Source organism: Chryseobacterium capnotolerans, assembly GCF_021278965.1.
In the GTDB taxonomy this organism is placed as follows: domain Bacteria; phylum Bacteroidota; class Bacteroidia; order Flavobacteriales; family Weeksellaceae; genus Chryseobacterium; species Chryseobacterium capnotolerans.
On sequence record NZ_CP065589.1, the window covers coordinates 2,608,323 to 2,632,122 of the forward strand.

The 23,800-nt window shown below is 32.7% G+C and carries 22 protein-coding genes and 1 pseudogene; 12 read left to right on the plus strand and 11 right to left on the minus strand.

What is annotated here, in order from left to right; all coding sequences use genetic code 11:
- Positions 1–117: 117 nt before the first annotated feature.
- Positions 118–858: a hypothetical protein gene (locus tag H5J24_RS12450; RefSeq protein WP_068942917.1), complete on the plus strand. Its 741-nt coding sequence runs from the start codon at positions 118–120 to the stop codon at positions 856–858.
- Between the two features lie 54 nt (positions 859–912).
- The gene (locus H5J24_RS12455) at positions 913–1,434 is read left to right on the plus strand and encodes an AAA family ATPase (RefSeq protein WP_068942916.1); all 522 of its coding nucleotides are present in this window, start codon (positions 913–915) and stop codon (positions 1,432–1,434) included.
- A gap of 16 nt (positions 1,435–1,450) precedes the next feature.
- On the opposite strand, the gene H5J24_RS12460 is transcribed toward H5J24_RS12455, so the two are convergent.
- The gene (locus H5J24_RS12460; RefSeq protein WP_068945053.1) at positions 1,451–1,933 is read right to left on the minus strand and encodes a DUF6265 family protein; all 483 of its coding nucleotides are present in this window, start codon (positions 1,931–1,933) and stop codon (positions 1,451–1,453) included.
- Between the two features lie 126 nt (positions 1,934–2,059).
- Positions 2,060–2,875 (minus strand): helix-turn-helix transcriptional regulator, encoded by an 816-nt coding sequence (locus tag H5J24_RS12465; RefSeq protein WP_068942915.1) that lies wholly within the window; start codon positions 2,873–2,875, stop codon positions 2,060–2,062.
- Positions 2,876–3,898: 1,023 nt separating this feature from the next.
- Between H5J24_RS12465 and H5J24_RS12470 the strand changes: the two genes are divergently transcribed.
- From H5J24_RS12470 to H5J24_RS12500, 8 genes and pseudogenes are all read left to right on the plus strand, one after another.
- Positions 3,899–4,156 carry a helix-turn-helix domain-containing protein gene (locus H5J24_RS12470; protein ID WP_068942914.1) on the plus strand — a complete coding sequence of 86 codons (258 nt, stop codon included), beginning with the start codon at positions 3,899–3,901 and terminating at the stop codon, positions 4,154–4,156.
- A 25-nt stretch (positions 4,157–4,181) separates the two neighbouring features.
- Positions 4,182–4,514 carry a hypothetical protein gene (locus H5J24_RS12475; protein ID WP_082811166.1) on the plus strand — a complete coding sequence of 111 codons (333 nt, stop codon included), beginning with the start codon at positions 4,182–4,184 and terminating at the stop codon, positions 4,512–4,514.
- 107 nt (positions 4,515–4,621) lie between these two features.
- The gene (locus H5J24_RS12480; protein WP_228407616.1) at positions 4,622–5,722 is read left to right on the plus strand and encodes a PDDEXK nuclease domain-containing protein; all 1,101 of its coding nucleotides are present in this window, start codon (positions 4,622–4,624) and stop codon (positions 5,720–5,722) included.
- A gap of 21 nt (positions 5,723–5,743) precedes the next feature.
- Positions 5,744–7,095, plus strand: a pseudogene (locus H5J24_RS26370) (DUF7149 domain-containing protein); the annotation flags it as partial.
- Between the two features lie 54 nt (positions 7,096–7,149).
- The gene (locus H5J24_RS26195; protein WP_488153963.1) at positions 7,150–8,772 is read left to right on the plus strand and encodes an Eco57I restriction-modification methylase domain-containing protein; all 1,623 of its coding nucleotides are present in this window, start codon (positions 7,150–7,152) and stop codon (positions 8,770–8,772) included.
- Between the two features lie 1,788 nt (positions 8,773–10,560).
- Positions 10,561–11,157: a master DNA invertase Mpi family serine-type recombinase gene (locus tag H5J24_RS12490; RefSeq protein ID WP_027383975.1), complete on the plus strand. Its 597-nt coding sequence runs from the start codon at positions 10,561–10,563 to the stop codon at positions 11,155–11,157.
- A gap of 1,092 nt (positions 11,158–12,249) precedes the next feature.
- Positions 12,250–12,879 (plus strand): helix-turn-helix domain-containing protein, encoded by a 630-nt coding sequence (locus tag H5J24_RS12495; RefSeq protein ID WP_232816343.1) that lies wholly within the window; start codon positions 12,250–12,252, stop codon positions 12,877–12,879.
- An 89-nt stretch (positions 12,880–12,968) separates the two neighbouring features.
- On the plus strand, positions 12,969–13,508 hold the full coding sequence (locus H5J24_RS12500; RefSeq protein ID WP_068942910.1) for a DUF3575 domain-containing protein: 540 nt from the start codon (positions 12,969–12,971) through the stop codon (positions 13,506–13,508).
- 156 nt (positions 13,509–13,664) lie between these two features.
- On the opposite strand, the gene H5J24_RS12505 is transcribed toward H5J24_RS12500, so the two are convergent.
- The 5 genes from H5J24_RS12505 to H5J24_RS12525 form a co-directional block, all read right to left on the minus strand.
- Complete coding sequence (locus tag H5J24_RS12505) at positions 13,665–14,318, minus strand: DUF1266 domain-containing protein (RefSeq protein ID WP_228407614.1); 654 nt, start codon at positions 14,316–14,318, stop codon at positions 13,665–13,667.
- Positions 14,319–14,384: 66 nt separating this feature from the next.
- Positions 14,385–15,083, minus strand: a complete 699-nt coding sequence (locus tag H5J24_RS12510) for a Z-ring associated ZapG family protein (protein WP_068942908.1) — start codon at positions 15,081–15,083, stop codon at positions 14,385–14,387.
- 205 nt (positions 15,084–15,288) lie between these two features.
- Positions 15,289–15,567, minus strand: coding sequence for a hypothetical protein (locus H5J24_RS12515; RefSeq protein ID WP_232816344.1), 279 nt, complete (start codon positions 15,565–15,567; stop codon positions 15,289–15,291).
- Positions 15,568–15,653: 86 nt separating this feature from the next.
- The gene (locus tag H5J24_RS12520; RefSeq protein WP_068942906.1) at positions 15,654–17,117 is read right to left on the minus strand and encodes a serine hydrolase domain-containing protein; all 1,464 of its coding nucleotides are present in this window, start codon (positions 17,115–17,117) and stop codon (positions 15,654–15,656) included.
- Between the two features lie 136 nt (positions 17,118–17,253).
- Positions 17,254–18,072: a helix-turn-helix domain-containing protein gene (locus H5J24_RS12525; RefSeq protein WP_228407613.1), complete on the minus strand. Its 819-nt coding sequence runs from the start codon at positions 18,070–18,072 to the stop codon at positions 17,254–17,256.
- An 864-nt stretch (positions 18,073–18,936) separates the two neighbouring features.
- Here H5J24_RS12525 and H5J24_RS12530 point away from each other — a divergent pair.
- Positions 18,937–19,785, plus strand: a complete 849-nt coding sequence (locus H5J24_RS12530) for an alpha/beta hydrolase family protein (protein ID WP_068945051.1) — start codon at positions 18,937–18,939, stop codon at positions 19,783–19,785.
- Positions 19,786–19,880: 95 nt separating this feature from the next.
- Here H5J24_RS12530 and H5J24_RS12535 read toward each other — a convergent pair whose 3' ends face one another.
- Both H5J24_RS12535 and H5J24_RS12540 read right to left on the minus strand, forming a co-directional pair.
- Positions 19,881–20,219: a hypothetical protein gene (locus H5J24_RS12535; RefSeq protein WP_232816345.1), complete on the minus strand. Its 339-nt coding sequence runs from the start codon at positions 20,217–20,219 to the stop codon at positions 19,881–19,883.
- A 144-nt stretch (positions 20,220–20,363) separates the two neighbouring features.
- Entirely contained in the window at positions 20,364–21,143 is a 780-nt protein-coding gene (locus H5J24_RS12540; RefSeq protein ID WP_068942903.1) for a hypothetical protein, read from the minus strand.
- A 161-nt stretch (positions 21,144–21,304) separates the two neighbouring features.
- On the opposite strand from H5J24_RS12540, the gene H5J24_RS12545 reads away from it, so the two are divergent.
- On the plus strand, positions 21,305–21,733 hold the full coding sequence (locus tag H5J24_RS12545) for a hypothetical protein (protein WP_232816346.1): 429 nt from the start codon (positions 21,305–21,307) through the stop codon (positions 21,731–21,733).
- 599 nt (positions 21,734–22,332) lie between these two features.
- Here H5J24_RS12545 and H5J24_RS12550 read toward each other — a convergent pair.
- Both H5J24_RS12550 and H5J24_RS12555 read right to left on the minus strand, forming a co-directional pair.
- The gene (locus H5J24_RS12550; protein ID WP_068942901.1) at positions 22,333–22,827 is read right to left on the minus strand and encodes a hypothetical protein; all 495 of its coding nucleotides are present in this window, start codon (positions 22,825–22,827) and stop codon (positions 22,333–22,335) included.
- A gap of 123 nt (positions 22,828–22,950) precedes the next feature.
- Positions 22,951–23,301: an immunity 51 family protein gene (locus H5J24_RS12555; protein ID WP_068942900.1), complete on the minus strand. Its 351-nt coding sequence runs from the start codon at positions 23,299–23,301 to the stop codon at positions 22,951–22,953.
- Positions 23,302–23,800 lie beyond the last annotated feature (499 nt).

A 23,800-nucleotide genomic window follows, 5' to 3' on the forward strand; every position in this document is an offset into this window, starting at 1 on the left:
TTTCTTTGATTCAAGAGATTGAAGGAGATTGAGGAAGATTGAATTGCTGAAATCGTGTATATATTGATTCAATGCGTATATTTGGAATGTTCAAGAATAATTAAATAAGAGATAAATATGGGATTTTTTGACTTTTTCAAGACAACACAAAAAAAGGAAAATGAATTAAAAGAAAGTGATGACGCAATTTCACAATCGAAAAAAATCATTGAAAATTCTATTCTTGATGACGGATACCATAAACCATCAAATTGGACGTCGAATTATATTTATGGATTCATTAATGGAAATCCTATGCAAAAAATCTCCAATCATAATGATTTAATAGAAATTATTAGAAACACGATTGGTGAAAAAGGTTATATCGCAATAGATTCAATATTTCATCCTTATAATTTAATAAATCATAAAGGTGCTACTGCCTGGGATTTAGCTTGGTTTTGGTTGTATACTCAGGACCAAGGGAAAATCATTTCAGAAATTGCAAAAAATGAGACTGCTACAATCGTTCAATCTGAAAATTTAAACCTATTTGAAAATTTCAGAATTTGGCCAAATGACAATTTAAATCCACATAAAAATAAGCAATATGATAAATTTGTTCCTTTTGTTCTACCTTATTTAACTTACTCGATAGATGATGATAAAGATGAGAAGCATTGGGTGAAAATAATAAATACTGAATTACAATTACAAGGACACGCTCATACTTATATAGAAAACTTCAACCGTGTTTTGTCAAATAATACTGAAGGGCACATTATGACTTTAGGTTTTGGTGAATTTAATAGAGAAAATTTAGACGAGCTAATAAATAAGTTTACAGATTTTTATGACCAAAATATGAGTGGAAGATAAAAATCTTTTATTGCAAAGTTTATGATAGTTTTAAATTAAATAGAGAAACTAATTATGCGAATAGCTTTTACAGGTTCCCATAGGGTCGGAAAAACAACTTTGGCGGAAGAGATCGCTGAAAGTTTACCTGATTATGAATTTATAAATGAGCCTTACTTACAACTTGAAGAGGAAGGATATTTGTTTTCAGAAATACCGACGTTGGAAGATTATATTGAGCAATTCAATTTTTCGGTAGAACAATTACAAAATAGTGATGACAATGCAATTTTTGACCGTTGCCCGTTAGACCTTTTGGCGTATGTCTATGCGGTTGGCAAAAAGAAAAATATATCTGATCTCTACGAAGAGATGGCCGCGGCAATTGCTGAAATTGACCTATTGGTTTTTATCCCCATAGAAAAAGTCGATCTAATAGTTTGTCGGGAATCGGATCTGCCGAATCTAAGACAGGAAGTAAATGATATTTTAGAAGACTGGATTGGAGATTTCAGCAATGAAGTTCTGGAAGTAAGCGGAACTTTAGAGAACAGGAAAAAGCAAATATTGGATAAGATAAGTAGTATGAAAAAATAGAAACTTATCTACATTTTTACCTTTTCACTCTTTTCATTAGAAAGGTCTGTTTGCGTTTCTGTCCGTTTTTTGTTCCTGAAATTTCGGCTATTAATGAATCGGAATTGATTTTTGTGTAAGCGATGATCTGCGGAAAGTCGTGCTCCGGATTTTCAAAGACCAATTGATTTTCAGAGATAGTTTTGGCGGCAAAAAGAACAGGCAGACCATCATTTTGATTTTTAACAGTCGGAATGTAAAATAACTTTTTGTTTTCCTGCACGAGCCGGATATTTTCAAAAACGATCGTGTCTTTGCCTTTGATACTATAACTTTTCCCCGACAATTCATTATTGCCAGTTTTGGTCCAGGTTTCATAGATGCTGCCTTTCTGGGTTTTATTTTCCCAGGTACCGATCAGCCATTCCGCTTTTTGAATGTCATTTGCCTGCTTTATTGTCCAGGCATAAAGAATCGCCAAACTAACGACCGCAATAAAAAATTTTGCTCCTGTTTTCATAATTTTAGCTGATTGAATAATTGTCATTTTATTTGATTTCCAAACACCAAATGGTTTCTTTTGTGAAAGCTGAGATGACAAAGTTGCAATGTTTTTGAAAACTAAAATTGTAAAAATGGGACAAGTCTAATCCTTTCTGTAAAGAAGCGAGGACATCTTAAGATGAGTACCATAAAATTCTTTGGGCGTAGATCCGGTAAATTCTTTAAAATCTTTGATAAAGTGCGCCTGATCGTAATACTCGTTTTCGTAGGCCAGATCTGAGAGGCTGGAAAACTGATCGTTCAGTAACATTTTGAGTGCAGCCTGCAATCGGATCGTCCTAGACAGTTGTTTCGGACTTAGGCCAATGGCTGAAGAAAATTTGCGTAACAATTGTCTTCGATCGACTTTGGAGTGTCTGGACAATTCATCAACCGAGAGTTGCCCGTTGGCTGTCATAATTGTTTCAACCGTTGATTTTACAATGCGGTCAACAGTTTCAAGGTCAGTTAGCCTATCAAGTAAAAATATTTCAATAAACTTTATCCTCTCCGCAGTGGAGTTGGCACTTAAGATCTGTTGCCCTATTTCCTGTCCATCCTTTCCAAACAGCTTTTCCAATGAAACAGCAGTATTTTCCATCTCCTTTATGGGAGTAGTGGTAAAAGGCAAAAATCCTTCCGGACGAAAACGAATGGAGAAAATTCCTGTCTCGCCTGTCGGTTCGATCTCAAGTGGCCTTGTCAGTTGTCCGATGACAAAACATCTGGGCTGGATAATGTTGTTCCCATTGTCCAAGTATTGTTTGTATAGATCGCCATAATGAAAGATCATCTCCATACATCCGTCAGGAACGATGGTTTGTTTTTCAGGTTTTTCTTCTTTCGGGCTTTCCAGTGTCCAATAACATTTGATAAATGCTGTCAAGTCCTGATCCGGTTCAAATGTTTGGTAATTCATCTGGCTTCTTTAAAAAAGTCATTTATTTAAAAACTTCAAAGTAATTCAAATATAATCAATCTATGTAAAAAGAAATTGATGGATAATCTATCATAAACCTGCGTAATTTTAGTACAGGTTAACTGGAAGCCTGCGCAAAATGTGCACAGCTCAACTTAAAACCGGCTCAAAAACTAAGCAACTCCACACTGATCCTGCGTAAAAATTGAGTAGGATATTTAAATGCGTGCTCAAAATTTGAGCAACCATATTTCTGAAGTATATCTCAATAAAGTAAAGCAGCTCTTCTGCTGCTTAAAAATTGAACCACTTTTTTGAAAACCGGCTCAAAAATGTTACCACAAAGGGTTTACCTGGCTCAAAAAGTGAGCCGGTCAATTCTAACTCGGTGCAGAATTTAAGCCGGGTACTGTCGATGCGGCTCAAAAAATTAAACCGCCATATTGCTAAACTGTATCAAAGAAACTATAGCAACTCATATCCCTGCGCAAAAATTGAGCACCCTTTTTGAAAACCGGCTCAAAATTGTTACCACAACACTCCGATCCGGCTCAAAAAGTAAGCCGCTCATCCCAAAGCCGGCTCAGAATTTGAGCCGGGTACTGTTAATGCGGCTCAAAAATTGAACAACCCTGATGTCATTGTCTTTTCTGCTTTTTTTCTTTTCAAAAGCAATTAATGCAACTCATTAATAATCAATCAAATGTAAGCTTTTTTTTAGAACTCTGAAAAATCGGCGGTACAATTAAGCAAGATGTGTCTTTGTATATACAAACTTTTCAAGTTTTATATCCAAGACTCTCTTGCCTTTTTTGCAAAAAGGGAAAAGACTTCGGAACTCGTCTTTTTTCTTTGTACACCATCTAGTAGAATCCAATTTATTCTTTTTTAATCTCCAAAAGATTTCTGCATCATCCAGATTGTTCTTATTTAGCCCACGCTCCTCTAACCCTATTGTTTTCAGGGTTTTATTGCTGCAACTTTGTAGAAGAAAGCTAAGTCAAAAACAAAAATGAAGTAGTTATGATCGTAAACCTAATTACCAAAGAAGGCCTTCAGGAATTTAGAACCGAATTGCTGGAAGACCTACAAAACCTGTTTCAAATTAAGATTTCCCAGCAGAAATTATGGCTGCGTTCGTCAGAGGTCAAAGCGCTTCTAAAAATTTCCTCCGGAACATTGCAGAAGCTACGTATCAATGGAACTTTATCTTACACCCGTGTCGGCGGGACATTATATTACAATTACAAAGACATTGAAGAAATGCTGAAAAAGAAGTAATGATTTAACAACAGCGAACCAAATTATGAATTATATCAAACACCTCACAGCTTTCTATGAAAAGGTGGCTCAGGATAATACACTTAATCCATCACACATCAGCCTCTATTTAGCCTTATTCCAGTTCTGGAATTTCAGCCGTTTCCGAAATCCGGTCAGTATTTCCCGCGATGAGGTGATGCGCATCAGTAAAATCCGCTCAAAAGCCACCTATCATAAATGCCTGAAGAATCTCCATTCTTCGGGCTATATTGATTATCAGCCGTCTTATAATCCGTTTCAGGGAAGTCAGGTGGTGATGGTGGATTTTGCTAGGGAGCTGAAGGTTGGTGTTAAACAGCAAAATAGGAAAAAGTAATTTTTTCTTAAAATCCCCAACGAACAAATTGAATAAGTATTTTTAATCAATTCCTAAATAAATAAACTTACGTAAGAAAAGAATCATCTTCTTAGTATATGATATTGATGAAGGATAATGGAAATAATGTTAAATTTGTAAATATGCATCAATTATCATCCACTCTTTTCACATCCATTAAGCATTTGATTGAAAATGCTAAGAATAGTATCGTCCGCAATATTAACACTACTATGTTGTTAACTTATTTTGAAATAGGTAGAATAATTGTTGAGGACGAACAAAATGGCAGAGATAGAGCCGAATACGCTAAGGAGATACTTAAAAAACTCAGTAAACAATTAACGAAAGAATTTGGAATAGGATATTCTATTTCAAATCTGGAATATTTCAGAAAATTTTATTTAACATTTCAAGACAGAATTCCCCAATCGATGACTGGGGAATTTAGAAAATCCCAATCAGTGATTGGGATTTCTTCAGAAAATTTAAATGATGAAATACCATCTCGTAATTTACCATTTACACTATCGTGGACTCACTATATACAATTACTTAAAATTGAGAATGAAGACGAAAGAAACTTTTATGAAATAGAAGCTTCTCAAAACAATTGGAGCGTAAGAGAATTGACCAGACAATATAATTCTGCAATTTATGAAAGATTAGCTCTTAGCAGGGATAAAGAAGGTGTGAAACAATTAGCTCAAAAAGGGCAAATTATAGAAAAGCCCACCGACGTTCTAAAAAGTCATTATGTTTTGGAATTTCTGGATTTGAAAGAAGATAGTCGCTATTCCGAAAGTGATTTGGAGACAGAAATCATCAATAAGCTGGAACATTTTATGTTAGAATTGGGTAAAGGTTTCCTTTTTGAAGGCAGGCAAAGGCGATTTACTTTTGACGGTGACAGCTTTTTTGTGGATTTGGTTTTCTATAATCGGTTGCTAAAATGTTTTGTTCTATTAGATTTAAAAATTGGAAAACTAACCCACCAAGATATTGGACAGATGCAGATGTATGTAAATTATTATGATAGAAAGATAAGAACGAAGGATGAAAATCCTACAATAGGAATCATTCTCTGTAAAGAGGAGAACAAAACAGTGATAGAATTTACACTTCCGGAAAACAATAAGACCATTTTTGCGAAAGAATACAAAGCTATTCTTCCAAGTAAAGAAGAATTAAAAAAACAAATTGGATAACCATCAATAAAAACTAAACCTGTGTCACAAAAAATATTAACTCCTCATAAATCTCTAAATAAATCCTTTCTGAAACTTAAACCAAACAGAAAAGATATTGAAAATTTCAAGCACAATTTTGTAACACTTTTTGAAAGGATCAATGAAAAAGAATCCGAAGAATTTCAAAAAAATCTCATTATAGACTTCCTAAAAAAAATGGTTTTGATGCTGATTTCTATATAAATACAAAAGGAAAAAATGATTTAGTTATACATACTGATAAAACAACTGCTAGTCCTGTAGGGGTAATTATTGAAACCAAGAGCATTAGCAATTCTGCGGAAATGGTAAGTGCTAAAAGACTAAACACTAAAGCACTTCAGGAATTGTTATTATATTTTCTTAGGGAGAGAATTACACATAAAAATTTGGAGGTTAAACATCTTATTGTAACCAATCTATATGAGTGGTTCATTTTTGATGCGTATCAATTCGAATATTTTTTTGCTAAGAACAAAAAATTAGTTAAGCAATTTGAGGATTTTGAAACGAAAAGACTTTCAGGAATATCAACAGATGTATTCTATAAAGAAATTGCAAAGCCATTTTTAGATGAGGTAGCTAGTCAATTAGAGTTTACCTATTTCAATTTAAAAGATTACGCATCTATTGTAAAGAACCATTCTCAAAGGGATGACAACAAGCTGATTGCTATTTTTAAAATATTTAGTCCGGCTCATCTCCTAAAACTTCCATTCATCAATGACAGTAATACTTTAGATAAGAGTTTTTATAATGAATTGTTACATATTATTGGATTAACAGAGACAAAGGAAGCTGGAAAACGATTAATCGAGCGCAATAAGTCTGGACAAAGAAATTTAGGTTCTTTATTAGAAGATACCATTATACAATTGGATTCTTTGGATAAGGTAAATCGTATCAATAAGCCATTCTTGTATGGAGATTCATATGAAGAAAGACTTTTCAACATCGCACTAGAACTCAATATTACTTGGATTAACCGGGTTTTATTCCTAAAGTTAATGGAGGGACAGCTCGTCAATTATCACAGAGGTGACAAAGCATTTCTCTTCTTAAATTTTAATAAGATAAGACAGTACGATGACCTTAATACTTTATTCTTTCAGGTTCTAGCGAGAAGGTATGAGGACAGAAATGAAGATGTTAAGAAAGCATATGAAAAGGTTCCTTACTTGAATAGTTCGCTTTTTGAACCTACCGAATTAGAGCATTCGACTCTAATTATTAGTAATTTAAAGGACGAAAAGAAAATACCCATACTTCCTACAACAGTTCTGAAAGATACAACAGGTAAAAAAAGAAGTGGAGAACTTAATACTTTAGAATATCTATTTGAATTTTTAGATGCTTATGATTTTGCAAGTGAAGGGACAGCAGATATTTTAGATGAAAATAAGACCTTGATTAATGCTTCTGTCCTAGGGTTGATTTTTGAGAAGATTAATGGATATAAAGATGGTAGTTTTTATACTCCGGGCTTTATCACAATGTATATGTGTAAAGAAACGTTACGCAAAGCAGTTTTACAAAAATTCAATGAGATAAAGAATTGGGATTGTAAATCAATTGTCGATTTACATAATAGAATAAACGATATAAAAGAGGCAAATGAGATTGTCAATTCTTTACGTGTTTGCGATCCCGCGGTTGGTTCAGGTCACTTTTTGGTATCTGCTCTTAATGAATTGATAGCGATTAAAAATGATCTTGGAATTCTGGTAGATAAATTCGGGAAGAAATTAAAAGATTATAATATCGAAGTACAGAATGACGAATTAATAATTACAGACGAAAATGGAGAACTTTTCGAATATAATCCTAAAATTAAAGAAAGCCAGAGAATTCAGGAGACTTTATTTCACGAAAAACAAACCATTATAGAAAACTGTTTGTTTGGTGTAGACATAAATCCTAATTCTGTAAAAATATGTCGTCTTCGTCTTTGGATTGAATTACTGAAGAATGCTTATTATAAATCAGAGAACGAATTGGAAACACTTCCTAATATTGATATTAATATTAAGAATGGCAATTCATTAATTAACCGGTTTGGATTGGACAGTAACTTGTCATCTGCTCTGAAAAAAACAGGAATTTCCATAGAAAAATATAAGGAAGCTGTTGATCTTTACCGTAATGCAGAAAGTAAAGCTCAAAAATGGGAATTAGAACAAGTTATTAATAACATCAAAACAGGATTCAGGACAGAAATTAGCAAAAACAGTAAGGAAATAAAATCTCTCAATTTATTGAGAGGAGAATATTATACAAAATATCAGAGTGAGCAACTTTTTGAAACTGCATTAACAAAGGCTCAACAGAAAGATAAGAAAACTCTGGAAGCTAAAATCAAAAAAATTGAAGATTTTATTGAAGAGATTAAGAACAATAAGATATATGAAAATGCTTTTGAGTGGCGTTTTGAATTTCCGGAAGTATTGGATAACGAAGGAAATTTTATTGGTTTTGATGCTATCATAGGGAATCCCCCATACATTCAACTACAAAAAATGGGAGCTGAAAGTGATGCGCTTCAGCAAATGGAATATGAAACTTTTGCTAAAACTGGGGATATTTATAGTTTATTTTATGAGTTAGGATATGATATTCTTAAACCTAAAGGAATATTAACCTTTATTACTTCCAATAAATGGATGAGAGCTGCCTATGGCGAGAGTCTGCGTAAATTTTTTGCAGAGAAAACAAATCCTGAAATTTTAATTGACTTCTCAGGAAATCAGATATTTGATACAGCAACAGTAGATACTAATATTTTGACATTTACTAGGGATAAAAATAGACAACAAACAGAAGCCTGTATTGTTAAAGAAAAGCTGTTAATTAATTTGAGCGATTATTTTAGACAGAATTCTTCATTGTCGTCAAATTTTTCAAATTCTGAAACTTGGGTAATACTAACTCTAATCGAACAGCAGATAAAGGAAAAAATTGAGAAGATTGGCACACCGTTGAAAGATTGGAACATAAGGATAAATCTACAGAGGAATCTAAACAGGGTTTAATGATGCCTTTATTATAGACGGAGCAAAACGAAAGATGAACTTATTAATCAGAAGATCCTAAAAGTGCAGAAATTATACGACCTTTTTTACGAGGCCGAGATATAAAAAGATATGCTTATGAAGCAACTGATTTATGGCTGATTAATACTCATAATGGAATCAAAGAGGGCGTAAAGGCAATAGATATTGAAATGATTATCCTGTTGTAAAAAAGCACTTTAGATCCTTCGGATATGATAGCCTAAAACAGATTGTCGATAAAGGAGCTGGTAGAAGAGACTACTAATCATATGGTCTGAACACAAGACTCGATAAGCTTATATGGAGGATTTTTTATATACCGAAAAAATTATGTATCCTAATATAACAAAAATTCCAAATTTATCTCTACGATAAAAACATTTATGTATTAAATAATACAATCCTTTATGATTAGCGGTGAAAGCATCTTTCTTATTTAGACTGCATTTTTGAACTCGTCACTCTTCAAATATTGTTTTATTGATAACTTTCCTGAATTACATAGGAGGAACACGATGAATTAAGGAAAATATTCTTGAGCAGCTAAGAATTCCTGTATTGGAAATTGACCTAATGATTTAGAACTCTAAATTTGAACTAATAGTTAGCAAAATTCAGGCAAACATAGAATTCCACTACTATTAACCAACTGATCTATTTGGACAATTTAGTGAATAAAATGATGTTTGACCTATATGGATTATCCGAGTTAAATGATGAACTGCAATAGGTTTTATTGAGATCTCAATAAAACCTGATTTCTTCATCATTTAACTCAAATAAATTGTAACATCCTTTGATTCACTAAATTTTCCAATATAAGTGTGGTTAATAGTTTTGGACTCTATGAGTTTGCCTGAATTTTCTAACTATTATTGCTAAATTAGTAAATAGTTCCTAAATCGTTGGGTCAATTCCCCATACGGAACTTTTAGCTGCTCAGATATATTTTCCTTAATTCATCTTGTCGTGCCAACACCAGTTGTAATGCAGGCAAGCTATCAGTAAAATACCATTTGCAGAATTTGACGAGTTCAAAAATCAGTGATACTAAATACTAATGCTTTCCCGCTAATCAAAAAAGATAGTATTATTTTAATAAATACTTGTTTTTATCTAAACAAAAATTAGGATTGTTAGTTATATTACGATCCAGACTATTTTCGGTCTATAAAAAATCCTCCCAATAACTTATCGAATCTTGTGTTTCAAACCATTGATTATTGGAGTCTTTTACGAGCACCTTTATCTCCAGTCTGTTTTAGTCTAGATCATATCCGAAGGATCTAAAGGTGCTTTTTTACAACGGGATAATCAGTTCAATATCTATTTTCAAACTTTGATTCCATTATGAGTCGTAATAAGATATAAATCAGTCGAATTCGTATGAGTATCGCTTAATATCACGCCCTCTTAATAAGGGTCGTATAATTTCGGCAGATTTTGGATCTTCTGTTAATAAGTTCTTTTCTTTCTTTTTTATCTATAATAAAGGCCTCATTATACCCAGTCAAGATTCCTCTGTAGATATTATCCATATTCCACTCTTTCAAGAGGTGTTCCTACAGCTTCTCAATTTTTGCTTTTATCTGTTGTTCGATATCATTTAATATCACCCAAGGAGTCACTACTGGAAAAATTTGACTTTACTGAAGAATTCTGTCTAAAATAATCGCTCATATAGATGTTATTTTAATAGTCTATGTTTATTTTAGACAGTTATAATATATTTTATACCATTATTGTATAAAATTTTAAACGAAAGAAATGATTTACGGATACATCAGAGTAAGCACAGACAAACAAACAGTAGAAAATCAAAGATTTGAAATCAATCATTTTTGTGACAAGCAACAAATTGTGGTAAACAAATGGATTGAAGAAACTATTTCAGGAGCAAAGAATGTTGATGACAGAAAATTAGGAAAACTTTTAAAAAAAATGAAAAAAGGAGATGTTTTAATTTGCTCAGAATTATCCAGGCTTGGAAGAAATCTTCTGATGATTATGGGTGTACTTAATGAATGTATGAATCGTGATATTCAAGTTTGGACCATTAAAGACAATTATCGCTTAGGAAGTGATATTAATTCTAAAGTATTAGCATTTGCATTTGGTTTATCAGCCGAAATTGAAAGAAACCTTATATCCCAAAGAACTAAAGAAGCATTAGCTCGGAAAAGAGCAGAAGGTGTAATTTTAGGCCGTCCTGTGGGTAGTAAATCTTCTAAGACAAAATTAACTGGTCAGGAAAAGAAGATTCAAGAATTGATTGAAAAAAAAGTTTCATATTCTGCAATAGGTAGGATTTTAGGTGTACATAGATTAACCGTTTCTAGTTTTGTAAAAGAAAGAATGAACTAATTACAACTACAAATTAAAATAAAAAACAGAAACCAAAGGTAATTCGCTACCAAGCCCAATAGCTAAATTCTGTCAAGGTCAAGCCCTCCGGATTTTCAGAAAAACTTTTTACATATAAAAATCTACGTAAAAACTTTTTCCAAAAAACCTTGACAGAATGCCAAGCTCATTTTCAAAAGGCTTTCTTTTTTTCTGTTTTTTAAATTTTTTTTTTCTTCGTTTTCTTTTAGAAATATTTCAACTGAGAAAATTCAGGCGCTAAGAGAAGGATTAAATTCTGGCCTTAAACTTTAAAAAACCTGTTCAAAATTTGACCTTTTTACTTGCAGATTTGAGCAGAAATTTTTAGTTTTACTACGTAAAATTTAAATTAGGATTTTACCACTTTTTTGCAAATGTCCTATTTGAGGCCATTCACAGAGATGCTACAGCGAAAATCTTATCCATAAAGCGATGAGGATTGGGCACAAAATCCCTCACTCTCCGCAAAAACAAATAAAAAACCTACTGAATACCAGTAGGTTTTTTATTTTTCATAGATTTTGTACGAAAGAGCTATATTTAAAACAAATTTTATATTAAAAAATTGATCTATACAACACTTTTAAATATTGCAATTTTTCAGGGAATAGTCTTGGGCATAGTTATTTTAAGGTCTTCCCTATTCAATAGTCAATCAAATAGATATTTAGCCTACTTGTTATTTGCACTTTCCTTTGTTTTATTGAATTACGTTTTTGAAATTGAAGGGGCATTTAAATCCTATCCTTTGCTATGTTTTCTGGACTATATTGAGTGGATATTTCTACCCTCCGTCTTCATCTTCCTTTTTATAATAAACCGAATTGATGATACTGTAAGGAACAGACAAAGAACTTATTTGTATTACATTCCGTTTGCCTACTCCTCTACTTTTACCATTATATACCATCTTAATAATATTTTAGGAATTTACAAAATCACAGATTCTGGTATTTTCATCATCAATATACTCAGACTGATTCAGCTTATATTTGCCTTTATCATTATTCTGTTTCCTCCTTTTTATTCTTATTTTATGATAAAGCACTTAAAAGATCCACAAGAGAAAAAATGGATAATGACCTTACTAACTACTCTCTATTTATTATTATCTACCTGGCTAATTACGTATATGGCTGGCTTCTTTTTGGAATAGACATTTCCTCTACCATGAGTGGGCTGGCTTTATCTGCGACATTTATCATGCACTGGACAGCCTATATAGGCATTTATAAATATAAATTGGCCAAAAACAGAAATGCTGTCTACAATTTTCTAAATCAAGATTCAAATATTTCATATACCAATCCGCAAATTCCACAAAACAACATACCACAACAATATAAGGAATCTATTACGGCTGATAATCTTTATTTTCAAAAACTGGAACTTCTTTGCAAAGATCAGCACATTTATACTGACAGTACATTAAACAGAGAGAAAGTTGCTGAAAAACTAGGCATAAGCGCAGGATATCTTTCACAAATTATAAACACCATAACAGAAGACAACTTTGCCCACTACATCAATCAATATCGGGTGGAGGCAGTAAAGGAAATGATATCAGATCCGGAATATGAAAACTATACTTTATTAACGATCGGATTAGAATCTGGGTTTACTTCAAAAACAACTTTTTATAATGCCTTTAAAAAAGTCACGGGTCAGACACCCAATGAATATAAAAACACCATCAAATAAGTACCATTTTATCCATTTTTAAGCTTTTGAAACCCGTTCTAATTTGAATTATTTGAGTTTTGCACTTCAATAATTCAAATAACTTTTTTATGAAAAAAATGTTTTTATCACTCATTACTTTGTTTGCTTTTTATTCTATAAAAGCTCAAAGTGAAACTGATGTAACACCTTATCAGAAAAATAATGAAATTAAATTAAACGTAATCGCGCCGTTATCCGGTGCTGTGGAAGTAGGTTTTGAACGGTATCTCAACAAAAAATCATCCCTTGGAATCTCTGCATTTACTGTTTATGATAATACAAAAGAGAAAGATATGAATTACTATCTCTCTCCTTATTACAGATATTATTTTGGGAAAAAATATGCTTCCGGTTTTTTTGTGGAAGGATTTGGAATGTTTACATCCATTGATGGAAAAAAAATAGTTGCAGCAGACAACCTTACCTTTATTGAAGGCAAAGATGTTTATGATCTTGCCCTGGGGGCCGGTTTAGGTTGGAAGTTGGCCACAAAAAAAGGACTTGTTTTTGAAGCCAACGCAGGGTACGGAAGACTTGTATTCAATGCAAACAAAACAGATCATGACCAGGTTATAAAGCTTGGATTGAGTATTGGCTATAGATTTTAATACCTAATCTATCTAAAAAAGCACAATATGCTTTTTTTTCAGCTGAAAAAAATGAAAAAGAATCCCAACAACAGAGCAGAGTTGGGATTCTTTTGTCAAAATTGAGTTATTCTAAAAAGAAAAAGGGTGAAAATTTTTGAGCATAGAATTTTCTAATCAGATATATGTTCTGCTTTTGAGCGGGCTTTTTGGGTTACTCAATAAGTCATTTGCAATCTGCACCATTCCATTATTATTCCCTCCACCCCAAATAGCTCTTCCGAAAATATAACTCGTTGTATATTCTTTCCAGGTGTTACAATATTTTTTCAATTCATTGTGGGATTTTGCCAAATACTCTTTGAGTTCTTTTTCAGAGATATAACCTAATTCGTAGCAGCAGCGTGCTAAAAATGCACCTCTACCATAATTCCAGCTGCTATCTTTTGCTTTTTTCAGTTGAGTAAAGCCTGTAATAACCTTTTGTTCAATCAATTCAGGAACAACACTTCTCAGTTTTCGGTATAGGTCTACATAATATTCAAAAAGACCATCTTCATGGGGTAGATTTGATCTTAAAATATCAACATAATTTTCTGAATTTTCAAATGCTCTATAGACAATATCAATATTTTCATCTTGATTTCTATCATGTAAACTCTGGAGTATTTCTACAGCCCCATTTTGATCTGATATCCCCCAATACGTTTCAACTAGAGTTATAATATCAGATTGATTTAAACCCGTTTCATAAGAATTCAAGTATGCCGACTGTTGTTCGGCATACATTGAACCTACGAGTAAGTGCTCTAATAAATAACCACTTACCATATTTTTATCATTTAATCGAATGCTTTTAAATGAATTAAAAAAAATTGAAAAAAATCCCATGATACATTAAGACATTTTTAAATTAGAGAATTTATCCTGTAAAATTTTCACAAACCTTTCACCAACGACCTGATATTTTGCTCTCGTTTCCAATTGCATTTTTAGATTGAGCATATCCCCCGGATCCACCCTATAATTAAGTCTATCATGAATTTCAAGAGACAGCGAACTTCCGTCAATATCAAAAGTAATAACATGGGTTTGGGGTAAATATTCTTCCGATGATTTTGAATACACCCCCAATTGCGATTTCAGGATTCCTCCATATCGAAGGCTGGCATTTTCAACTCTAAAATGATCGAATACAATGTGTTCATCTAATTCGCCCACTGTATTGGTACTGAAAAAATGAAGATCATTTCCACTTAAAACCCAGAAACAATCTGTTTCAATTCGCTTAAGTTTCACACCAATGGCAGATAATGCAACATTTTTCATTCCGGTAGTTACAAGTTCCTGCACTTTATCACTTGTTGACTGCGGAACAGAGGCAGAGGTAAAAGCATCAATGGGTTTGCCATTCATCCATTGTGTCAATTTTGAAAAATCCTGAGCGAGAAGCTCTTGTTTGTATTGGCCATATTTAGTTCTTTCAGAATCTAAATCAATTTCTAGTTTTGCAGTTTTGTGCTTTTTATTCATGACGATCATGAAAGCTACTCCTGCAATGATTAATACGACTGGAATTAAAAATAATGGATTCATTTTTTGTAGGTTTAAGTTTTTTAGGTTTAGATATGTGTTGTATTTATTTTTTTAGGTTTGTCTTTAGAAAAGATCCCATATAGGATTAGTGCGATAATCAATAGCCCTATGAATTTCCCTCCATATTTTGTGTAAAATCGAAGCTGTAGAAGACTTTCTTTATTCAATTTATTTTCACTCACCACCTGATCAAGCTGTTCATTGGTTAATTCGAAATATTCATCACTTTCTTTTTTGCCAGAACCAATTTGGGTTCCTGGGTTATCCAGACCGGAAGCACCCAGGCAATATTATATTCCTGGTGTATTCTTGCTAAATCCAGGTATTCTTTTGAACCTTTACTTACAGCATATTTCTCCGTGTCGGGCAAATCTGCTATTATTTCTATTTTGTCAATTTTGCCAAAAGGAATTTTCGCCTTTGCTGATAAAAAGTTGGTTGTAAATATTAAAACAAAAGATAATAAGAGAATTTTTTTTATCATTTTTTGATATTTGATTGATATATACTATCTAAAAACATTTTGAGATGTTGTAACGCTTACAAACATGCTTATGAATGGGGCTATTATTATTTTTTTGTAATTTGAACTCTTGTTTTCATGGAATCTCTTGTTAAGAGGACAGAATTCACTGTTCCATTGCTGAAATCAAATTGTAATGTATTTGGATAATCTACAATTCTAAAGGTTCCATTTTTCAGGTATACTAACTCGTTTTCGTTTTTTCCTTTAAAATATCCTAAAAATAGAGATTCAACATAGAGACGGTTATTCTTTTCTACAATTTTCGTTTCCGCTCCCTGTCCATAAAGAAAGTCGTTATACGTCCCGATAAGTTGTTTTTTAAAATTCAAAGGAAGTTCCTGAGTGTTTTCATCAGATATTTTCTTATTCCAGTCCATTAAAGTCAGAAGTTTTATACGGGCTTCGTTGATCACCGGAATACGATTAGGTTTTTCACCATTCGCAAGCATTACAAAGCCATTTCCATCTTCCATACTAGCCAAAATACTTCCTCCAACTCCGGTATTGGAACCATTACACATAAACCAGTCATAGTTGTTATAAGCAACAGACTTTTGCCAGCCATATCCCCAACCTCCAACAGCATCTTTCAAAGCGGTTACTTCTGTTACTTTTTTGGCAACCTGATGAGAAATCACTTTGTTATTTTTATTGCGTAAAGCATTTTGTATTTCAATAGAAAGTTTAGCCAGATCTGTAGGGGTAGACCATACTCCTGATGCTCCAATCTGTGGAGTAATTGGCAAGCCTGTTCTTATCACTTTTCCATCTTTATCATGAACAGAAGCTACATTGGTTGGAAATCCCTTTTCATTAGGCTGTATCATCGTGGTATTCATCAAACCAAGAGGTGCAAAAAGATGTTCTTCTGCCAGTTCTGCAATAGACTTATTCAAAGTATCTTCTAATGCCATTTGAACAATTACATACCCTCCACCGCTATATTCAAAACCGGTTCCCGGAGTAAACAGGAATTCAATTTCCTTATCATATCTTGGGATCTGCCCTAAAAGGCTTTGTTTTATACTTGGAATAACATCTCCATTATAATAATCTGAGAATCCACCTTGGTTTGTACCTGAGGTATGATTAAAAAATTGTCTCCAGGTTGGGCTATTCTTTTCCGTAAACTTACTTTTTGGTAAATGCCATCGTTTTAAGTATTTATCAATGGGCTCATCCAGTTTAATTAAGCCTTTTTCTTCAAGGATATGACAAAGAAGTGCTGTGATTGGCTTTGTGATTGATGCGGTGGAAAAAGCAGTATTTTCATCTATCTTTTCTTTGGAGCTCATTGATTTCACTCCTGTCTGATTGGAATATACAATCTTATAGTTTTTAAAAACAACAAGACTCAATCCCGGAAGTTTGTAATTCTCCAATTGCTGTTCAACATGTAAGCTATCAGTAAGAAAACTGTAGTCTTTTTTTTGTGAAATGATTTTTTTACTTGTCTGGCAGCTTGAAATCAGAACTATTAGAATGAGTAAATAAAAACTATTTTTCATGGTATCGAATTTGAGGTTAAAGTTTATTTCGATACAAAAATGCGGAAGGCATTCAAGCTATGCGACCGAATAAAAACAATTGGTCGTATTTGCTCAGAAAAATAGGTACAAGTATTTACAAAAAAAGTACGAATAATTACAATTCACTAACCTTCAATCCTTTACGATAGTTAGTTGGTGTATTACCTGTATGTTTTTTAAAGGCAGTATTAAAAGAAGATTTTGAATTAAAGCCCACTTCATATAGAATTTCAAGAATTGTTACCTTACTTTTTGTACCATCCTTTAAAATATCCATAGCATTCTCTATCCGATAGGTATTCACAAAATCATAAAAATGCTTCCCTAATTGATGATTGATTAAAAGAGACAAATCTCTTACCGGAATTTCAATATCCCTGGAAACATCCTGAATAGTGAGCGAAGAGTTGAGAAAAGGTTTTTTCTCAACCATATATTTTTTTAATTTCAAAACCTGTTCATTAAACTCTCTTTCATCTCCTATCGATTCTTCACTGCTTTTTTCTTCTAAAACAATCTCAGCAACAAGCTTTAGCTTTGAATCAATATTTCTAAAAAGATCAGGATTATTTAATGCTTTGAATAAATACCAACAAAAAATAAAGAGAGAAGATACCAGAAGCCCGATCTTTAACCATTCAGAAATATGTGGATAATCCGAAAATTTAAAAATATTTTTTATAAGTGCCACCGTATACAAAGTGGTCAATACAATGGTAAACTGAAATAACCAATGATAAGAATTGATACTTTTCCCGGCATAGTTTTCAAGATAAAGTGTCTTCGATCTTCTTAATACTCTGAAAACGGCTATGATATATAAAGCAATCTGAGTATGTATTAAAATATGAATGAACTGAAACTCTATCATACTTTGACGGTTCTGAAGAAAACTCATTTTTGATGCCAGATCTACGGTGTAAAAACGCGGCATTAAAATCAAATTCACAACTAAAAATGGAACTAGATGCAGTAGATGTTTTGGCTTCAGCTTAAAATCTGAGTAACAAACTGACAATACATAGAGATAAAAAACCGGAGTTTGCAGGAAAGCAAAGGTGCTCCTAAACATTCCCAGGTTTGAAGGGCCATCCGTCATCATATTAAACAAAGGCTCACTAATATCTATTGCATTTAACAGAATAAAGATTGCAAATAAGGAGTTACTTGTTTTATACTTTGTTTTAACTGTAATCAGGAAAAATACCAGAAAAAGTGAAATGAATAAAGAGACTATAGTCACAATAACCAATAAATTAATTTTATCCATTCTTTACTTTTCTTTGTTTATTATTGTTTTATTTTTAAGCTTTTATTGGAATTCAGGCTGTTTATCAATATTAAAAATCCAACAGATGCAAATATAAAAATTAGATTGACTGTTTTTATTTTTTTTTAATCAAAAGTATATTCCCACAAGAAAACTCTAAAAATTTTAATTTGATCCGATTCAAATACAAAACATAAACATCTTTACAATAAAATGTTACAATTAAACATTATATCACCCACATTTATTACAGATAGATATCATGCGGATACCCAACAAGTATATCTAACAAAAAACAATCAAAGTTAAATTAATTTTGAAACACTGATTTCATGTAATATAAACTTCATATAAATCCCATCAGATTTTCTGTATATAGCTTCGTATAAAAATGTTATCTTTCAACAGCAAAACTATCATTTCAGTTTTTTTAAACTAATAGAAAGAATAAACTAATAACAAAATGAAACATACTGTTTTAACCCCATTGACTCTTCTTAAAAATGCCATACCTGCAAGACTTTTTTTATGAACTTTCTCTTGTTGCCATTTCTTTTTATAAGCAATTCATTATTAGCAATTTCCTCTAATTTTACGACTAAAAATGTAAAGTTTCAAAGTGAAGGAATATCTCTTTCGGGGACAATTTTCAATCCTAAAAATGCTTCTGCTGCAGTTGTCATTGTGCATGGATCCGGACAGGAAAAAAGGATGACAGAGTTTGCAACACTTTTGGCTAACAATGGTATTGCTGTTTTAACTTATGACAAACGCGGTGTTGGAGAATCCGGAGGTGTTTATGCGGGACCGGAAGTGGGAACCAATAATGTAGATTCTTTAAATCTTAACCTTTTGTCTTTAGATGCAAGCTCCGCTGTGGATGTTTTGTCTAAGGATTTACAGAATAATCGCATCCCCATTGGCTTAATTGGCGGCAGTCAAGCAGGATGGATCATTCCTTTGACGGCTCAAAAAAATAAGAAAATCAAATTTATGACGATATTCAGCGGGGCACTGATTACTGTGAAACAACAGCTTCGTTTTCAGTTTTACACCAATGGAAATTCAAGTTTTTGGGATACACACACAGAAGAAGATGCACGGAACCACACTATGACTGACCCAGATAAATATGAGTTTATAGATACTGATCCTTTAGATACTCTTACTAAATTGTCAATTCCAGGGTTATGGATTTTTGGAGGTAAGGATATACAGGTCCCTGTTAACTTATCCATTGAACTGCTGAACAAACTAAAGCCTGGCAGTAAACAGTATGAGTACAAACTATACCCAGACTTAGGCCACAATACTGCATTTTCTGATTCAACCGAACCAGTAGAATACGCCATCAAATGGATCAAAAACAGAAAATGATCTGAATAAGAAGCTATAAAGTAGAATGCTCATACAAGCCAGTATGAGAGAAACAACACTTCTGACCAGAATGTAAAAGTCAACTCCTTTCCATATCAATACATTACAAAAGTTACAGTATATATATTGTTTACTCTTCTACCCTTTTTGAAAAAAAACCTCAAAACCAACAGGCTAATAATAATCAACAGAGGCCCGAAGAAAACATTCTCATCCAATGGGATTGGGCTGTTAACAATGAGTTCCTGATTTTCTTCCAGGTAATCATTAGTCTTTACCAAAGTGGAATTGCAGCAATAATTTTCGTTTCCAATACAGTCTTCGTTTACATCATTACTCTCATCAGCAGCTCCCGAAACAGCTCTTCCCTGCCCGTTAGTATATTGAAAAGTAAACATTAAAATCAGAACGAAAATAAAATACAGACTGCTCATAAATAAGTGTTCATGGTTATTTCCCTAAAATATAAATTTTTATGATATATCACTGCATACAAAGAAGATAAACAAAGAAATTGATTACAATCCCTCTTCATCATCCTTAACAGATTATAATGAAATGAGTTAAAGATTCATATTTTACTGTTTCACCTGAAAGTTTTTGAAATCAAAAGGAATCTTCTGTACAGATTCTTCATTTTCAATGAACAGTTCAAGTGGAATATTACCTCGTTCTGCGGGTGTCATAGATTGTTCAAGCTTATAAAATGTATAGATCATCTTTGTTTTGGGATCTTTTAGAGTAAGATTGTTGTATCCGTAATCCAATTCATCATTCATTGTGGGAATAACCGGGATGATTTCATGGTTTTTACCTGCTGTTTTCGCAATGATCAGGTCATAATGATCAAAATTCACCTTTTCGCCTTTATTCATCTTGTAAATGATAAATTCTTTAAAAATTTCATTGGCTGATTCTACAGATACGATTCCAAAATAAAGCTTCGGATTTTTAGCCAGAAGTCTATTATCAATAAGATTCACATCTTTCTTTACCTCTTTTACTGTACCCAATACAAAATAAGAATTATTATCCTTTGAAGGCTTGAAATATCTGATAACTCCTCTGGCATTTACACTTTTCAACTGTTCTTTTGGGACTTCATAACGCACCAGAATATTAGCTCTTCTATAGATATTTTCTGCCTCATAATTATCAATCAATATGTTATCTTTTTTACCAGTGGCTGTAATAGTGTCAAATTTTATCAAATGAAACTTACCATTGGGCTTATTTTCCATTTTAAAACTCAATTCTATAAAATCAAAATACTGACCCGCCCGGTCAAAAAGAATATTTTGCTGGGAATAAAGACATGCAGAAAGGCTTATACCTACTAAAAGAAATAGTTTTTTCATTTTATTTTAAGTTTTGGATTATATAATACAACAGTAAGCCTTAGATTATTCTCAAAAAATACGATTTTCCCACTGATTAACAAAAATGAATTAACCTTCTGAAAATAGAATAGTTGCACACAAGCAAAATATTAAATAAATTTGAAAAACAACCCTATATCATGAATAGATCTTTGATGGATTTCAAAAAAATAAAATACTTCTTTATTGCATTCCTGATGGCAGGATTTGTTTTTACAAAAAACTGGATCATTGTACCTTATCAATTCCGATCCATCATTGGTTTTATTTTACTATTTGTATATGCTTGCGGAGTGTATACCCTTATTTACCGCCCAATCAGCTCAGAAAGTGAACTTAAAAAGCATCTATTCTTAAGACTTGGGATTCTGATCTTTTTCTTTCTCATTGCAATTGGTTCAATATGGCTTCTTAAAGAGCAGACCTTAGGGATAGGAGCAGGCCATATACTCTATATTGTGATGATGGTGATGGGCTATGCGATCTTTACTTATGCTGTCATTGAATCCCTGTTGTTATATGGAAAGAAAAATATGAACAGGTTGCTATTAACCTGGCCCTGGCTTTAGGTATATTATGCTTTGTGATTTTCAGCGGGTTATTCGGGTTTTAATCTCTTCGTATCTGCTTTTCAAACTATTCTTTCACAAGGATAATTCCTGCTTTTTCATTATAAAAATCATTTTTAAAAACTTTTTTGCCAACATAATGTTTTTGATAAAAATAATTATTGTGTAGTTGTGAGCCGCCTTCAACTCCCATTCCTATTTTGTGATCTTTCTTTAATTTGTTTCTGATGGCCTTAAAGATCTTTGCGGCATTTCTATCAGAATCTTTTGAAAGAATCCTAAGAGAAATCCGTTCGATAGAGTCTTCAGATACTCATCCTCCTTCTCCTTCTAACATAAAAGGAGCTGTTTCAGCTTTATACATATGATCAGATGAAATTCCATCAATCTCCTGAGAGACAATAAAAATCCAAGATTCTTTTCCCGGCAGTCTTCAATATAAGCATCTGAATTGCAGCAAGGAATTTTTCTCATCCCAAAAGCATCATCTTCATATTTTTCTTCTATTAGGAAGACTCCACCATTCTTTTCAAGAATATCTTCTACATACCTGATAAGATCTCTTAAAGATATTACATTAATCTAAGCCATCTGTCATATCAATTAAAATAATACGTTGCAGTAAGATCGCCGCTAAAGTCCGGTTTATTTTCCTGTTTCCTTGTATTGAGTTCGAAGAGCCTTTCTCCATTTTTATGGCCGGCCCGTATTTTTAACGAAAACCATCCGTTTTCAAGGTTCATGCGGATGCTGTTCTCATCATTAATGGTAGAGATATCTTTTAAATAACCAATACCTACAACTCTCAGCTCGTTATTAGAAGTTTGAAATATCCATCCTTCTGACTGTGCAGCAACTTCATCATGCCCCAATACGTGGTCTTCGTTAGCAGAAATACAGAATGAATAATAATCCTCTTCTACCCCTATTACAGGAATAGCAATTCCAGATTTTGTTATTACATCTCCGTGGTCATTTTCTACAAAATATTTCAGGATATTGTTTCCTGGCAAATTATGATCCTGCAGATATTTTGCTAAAAGCTCGGGGCTGTATATCACAAATCCTTTGAGTTCTGAAAATATTTTCTTCATATTACTTTTATTAGATTGGTTTAAAATATGATGTACCGAATCCGGTCATACTAACTCTTTTTACGATTCAAGACAAGCAGATCTCATCTTCATTGTTCGAAATTCCCTGATCTATTATGTGAATCAATCCAGTTCTGCTCTTGAAAACAAATCTCTTATCAGCGTTTCATCTTCACACGCTTGTTTAAAATCCAGAATAAAATCTTTTAGCTGATTTTGTTCAGACGAGTACGCACAAAACATCCCACCCTCAGGATCAAATCTTATATATTCTCTTAAATCCGGTCTTTTTTCATCCAGAAAAACCTGAGCTAATGAACCCCAGTCGTATCCATTTCCTTCAAAACCTTCATCTGCCCTGGTATCAAAGATTTCCTGTTTATAACTTCCCACATCTAAACATACCGAAAAACTGTTGGCATGCTCTACCCAAGAGAAGGGTTTAATGGTTTCCTTAAAGTGATTAATGTCCATGTTCTTAGGTTTTTATTTCTATTTTTCGGCAACAGCAAATACATCCTGAAACAAAAGTTTCAGAAAATAATTAAAATGAATTCATTAATAGATACGTATAAGCTTTATGAATTGCTGGTGGATCAGATACAGCTTGAACAGCTTTTGCTCTTTTCCTATTATCGGGTATCAGGATCTCTTTTTAATTGCCGTCATAGTATGTAAATTTTAATCGTTAATAATACTTTGTAATGATGTGATGGTATAACAAATATAAAGCGGTTATTTATATTCAAAAAATTTTAAAGCATCAATCTGAAAATTTGTAGTAGTTCTACGACTTTTAAATACTATTTCTGGTATTTCGAAGACAAAAAACACCCTAACCAACTCTGTTTTAAAATCATACAAGCGACACAACATGTTTATAAAAACATATTTTCTCGCCCGATATGGGATATAATTAACATTTTTGTTATTATTTTAAAAAATAGCTGCAAATCAATCCTCTGCAGCTCTT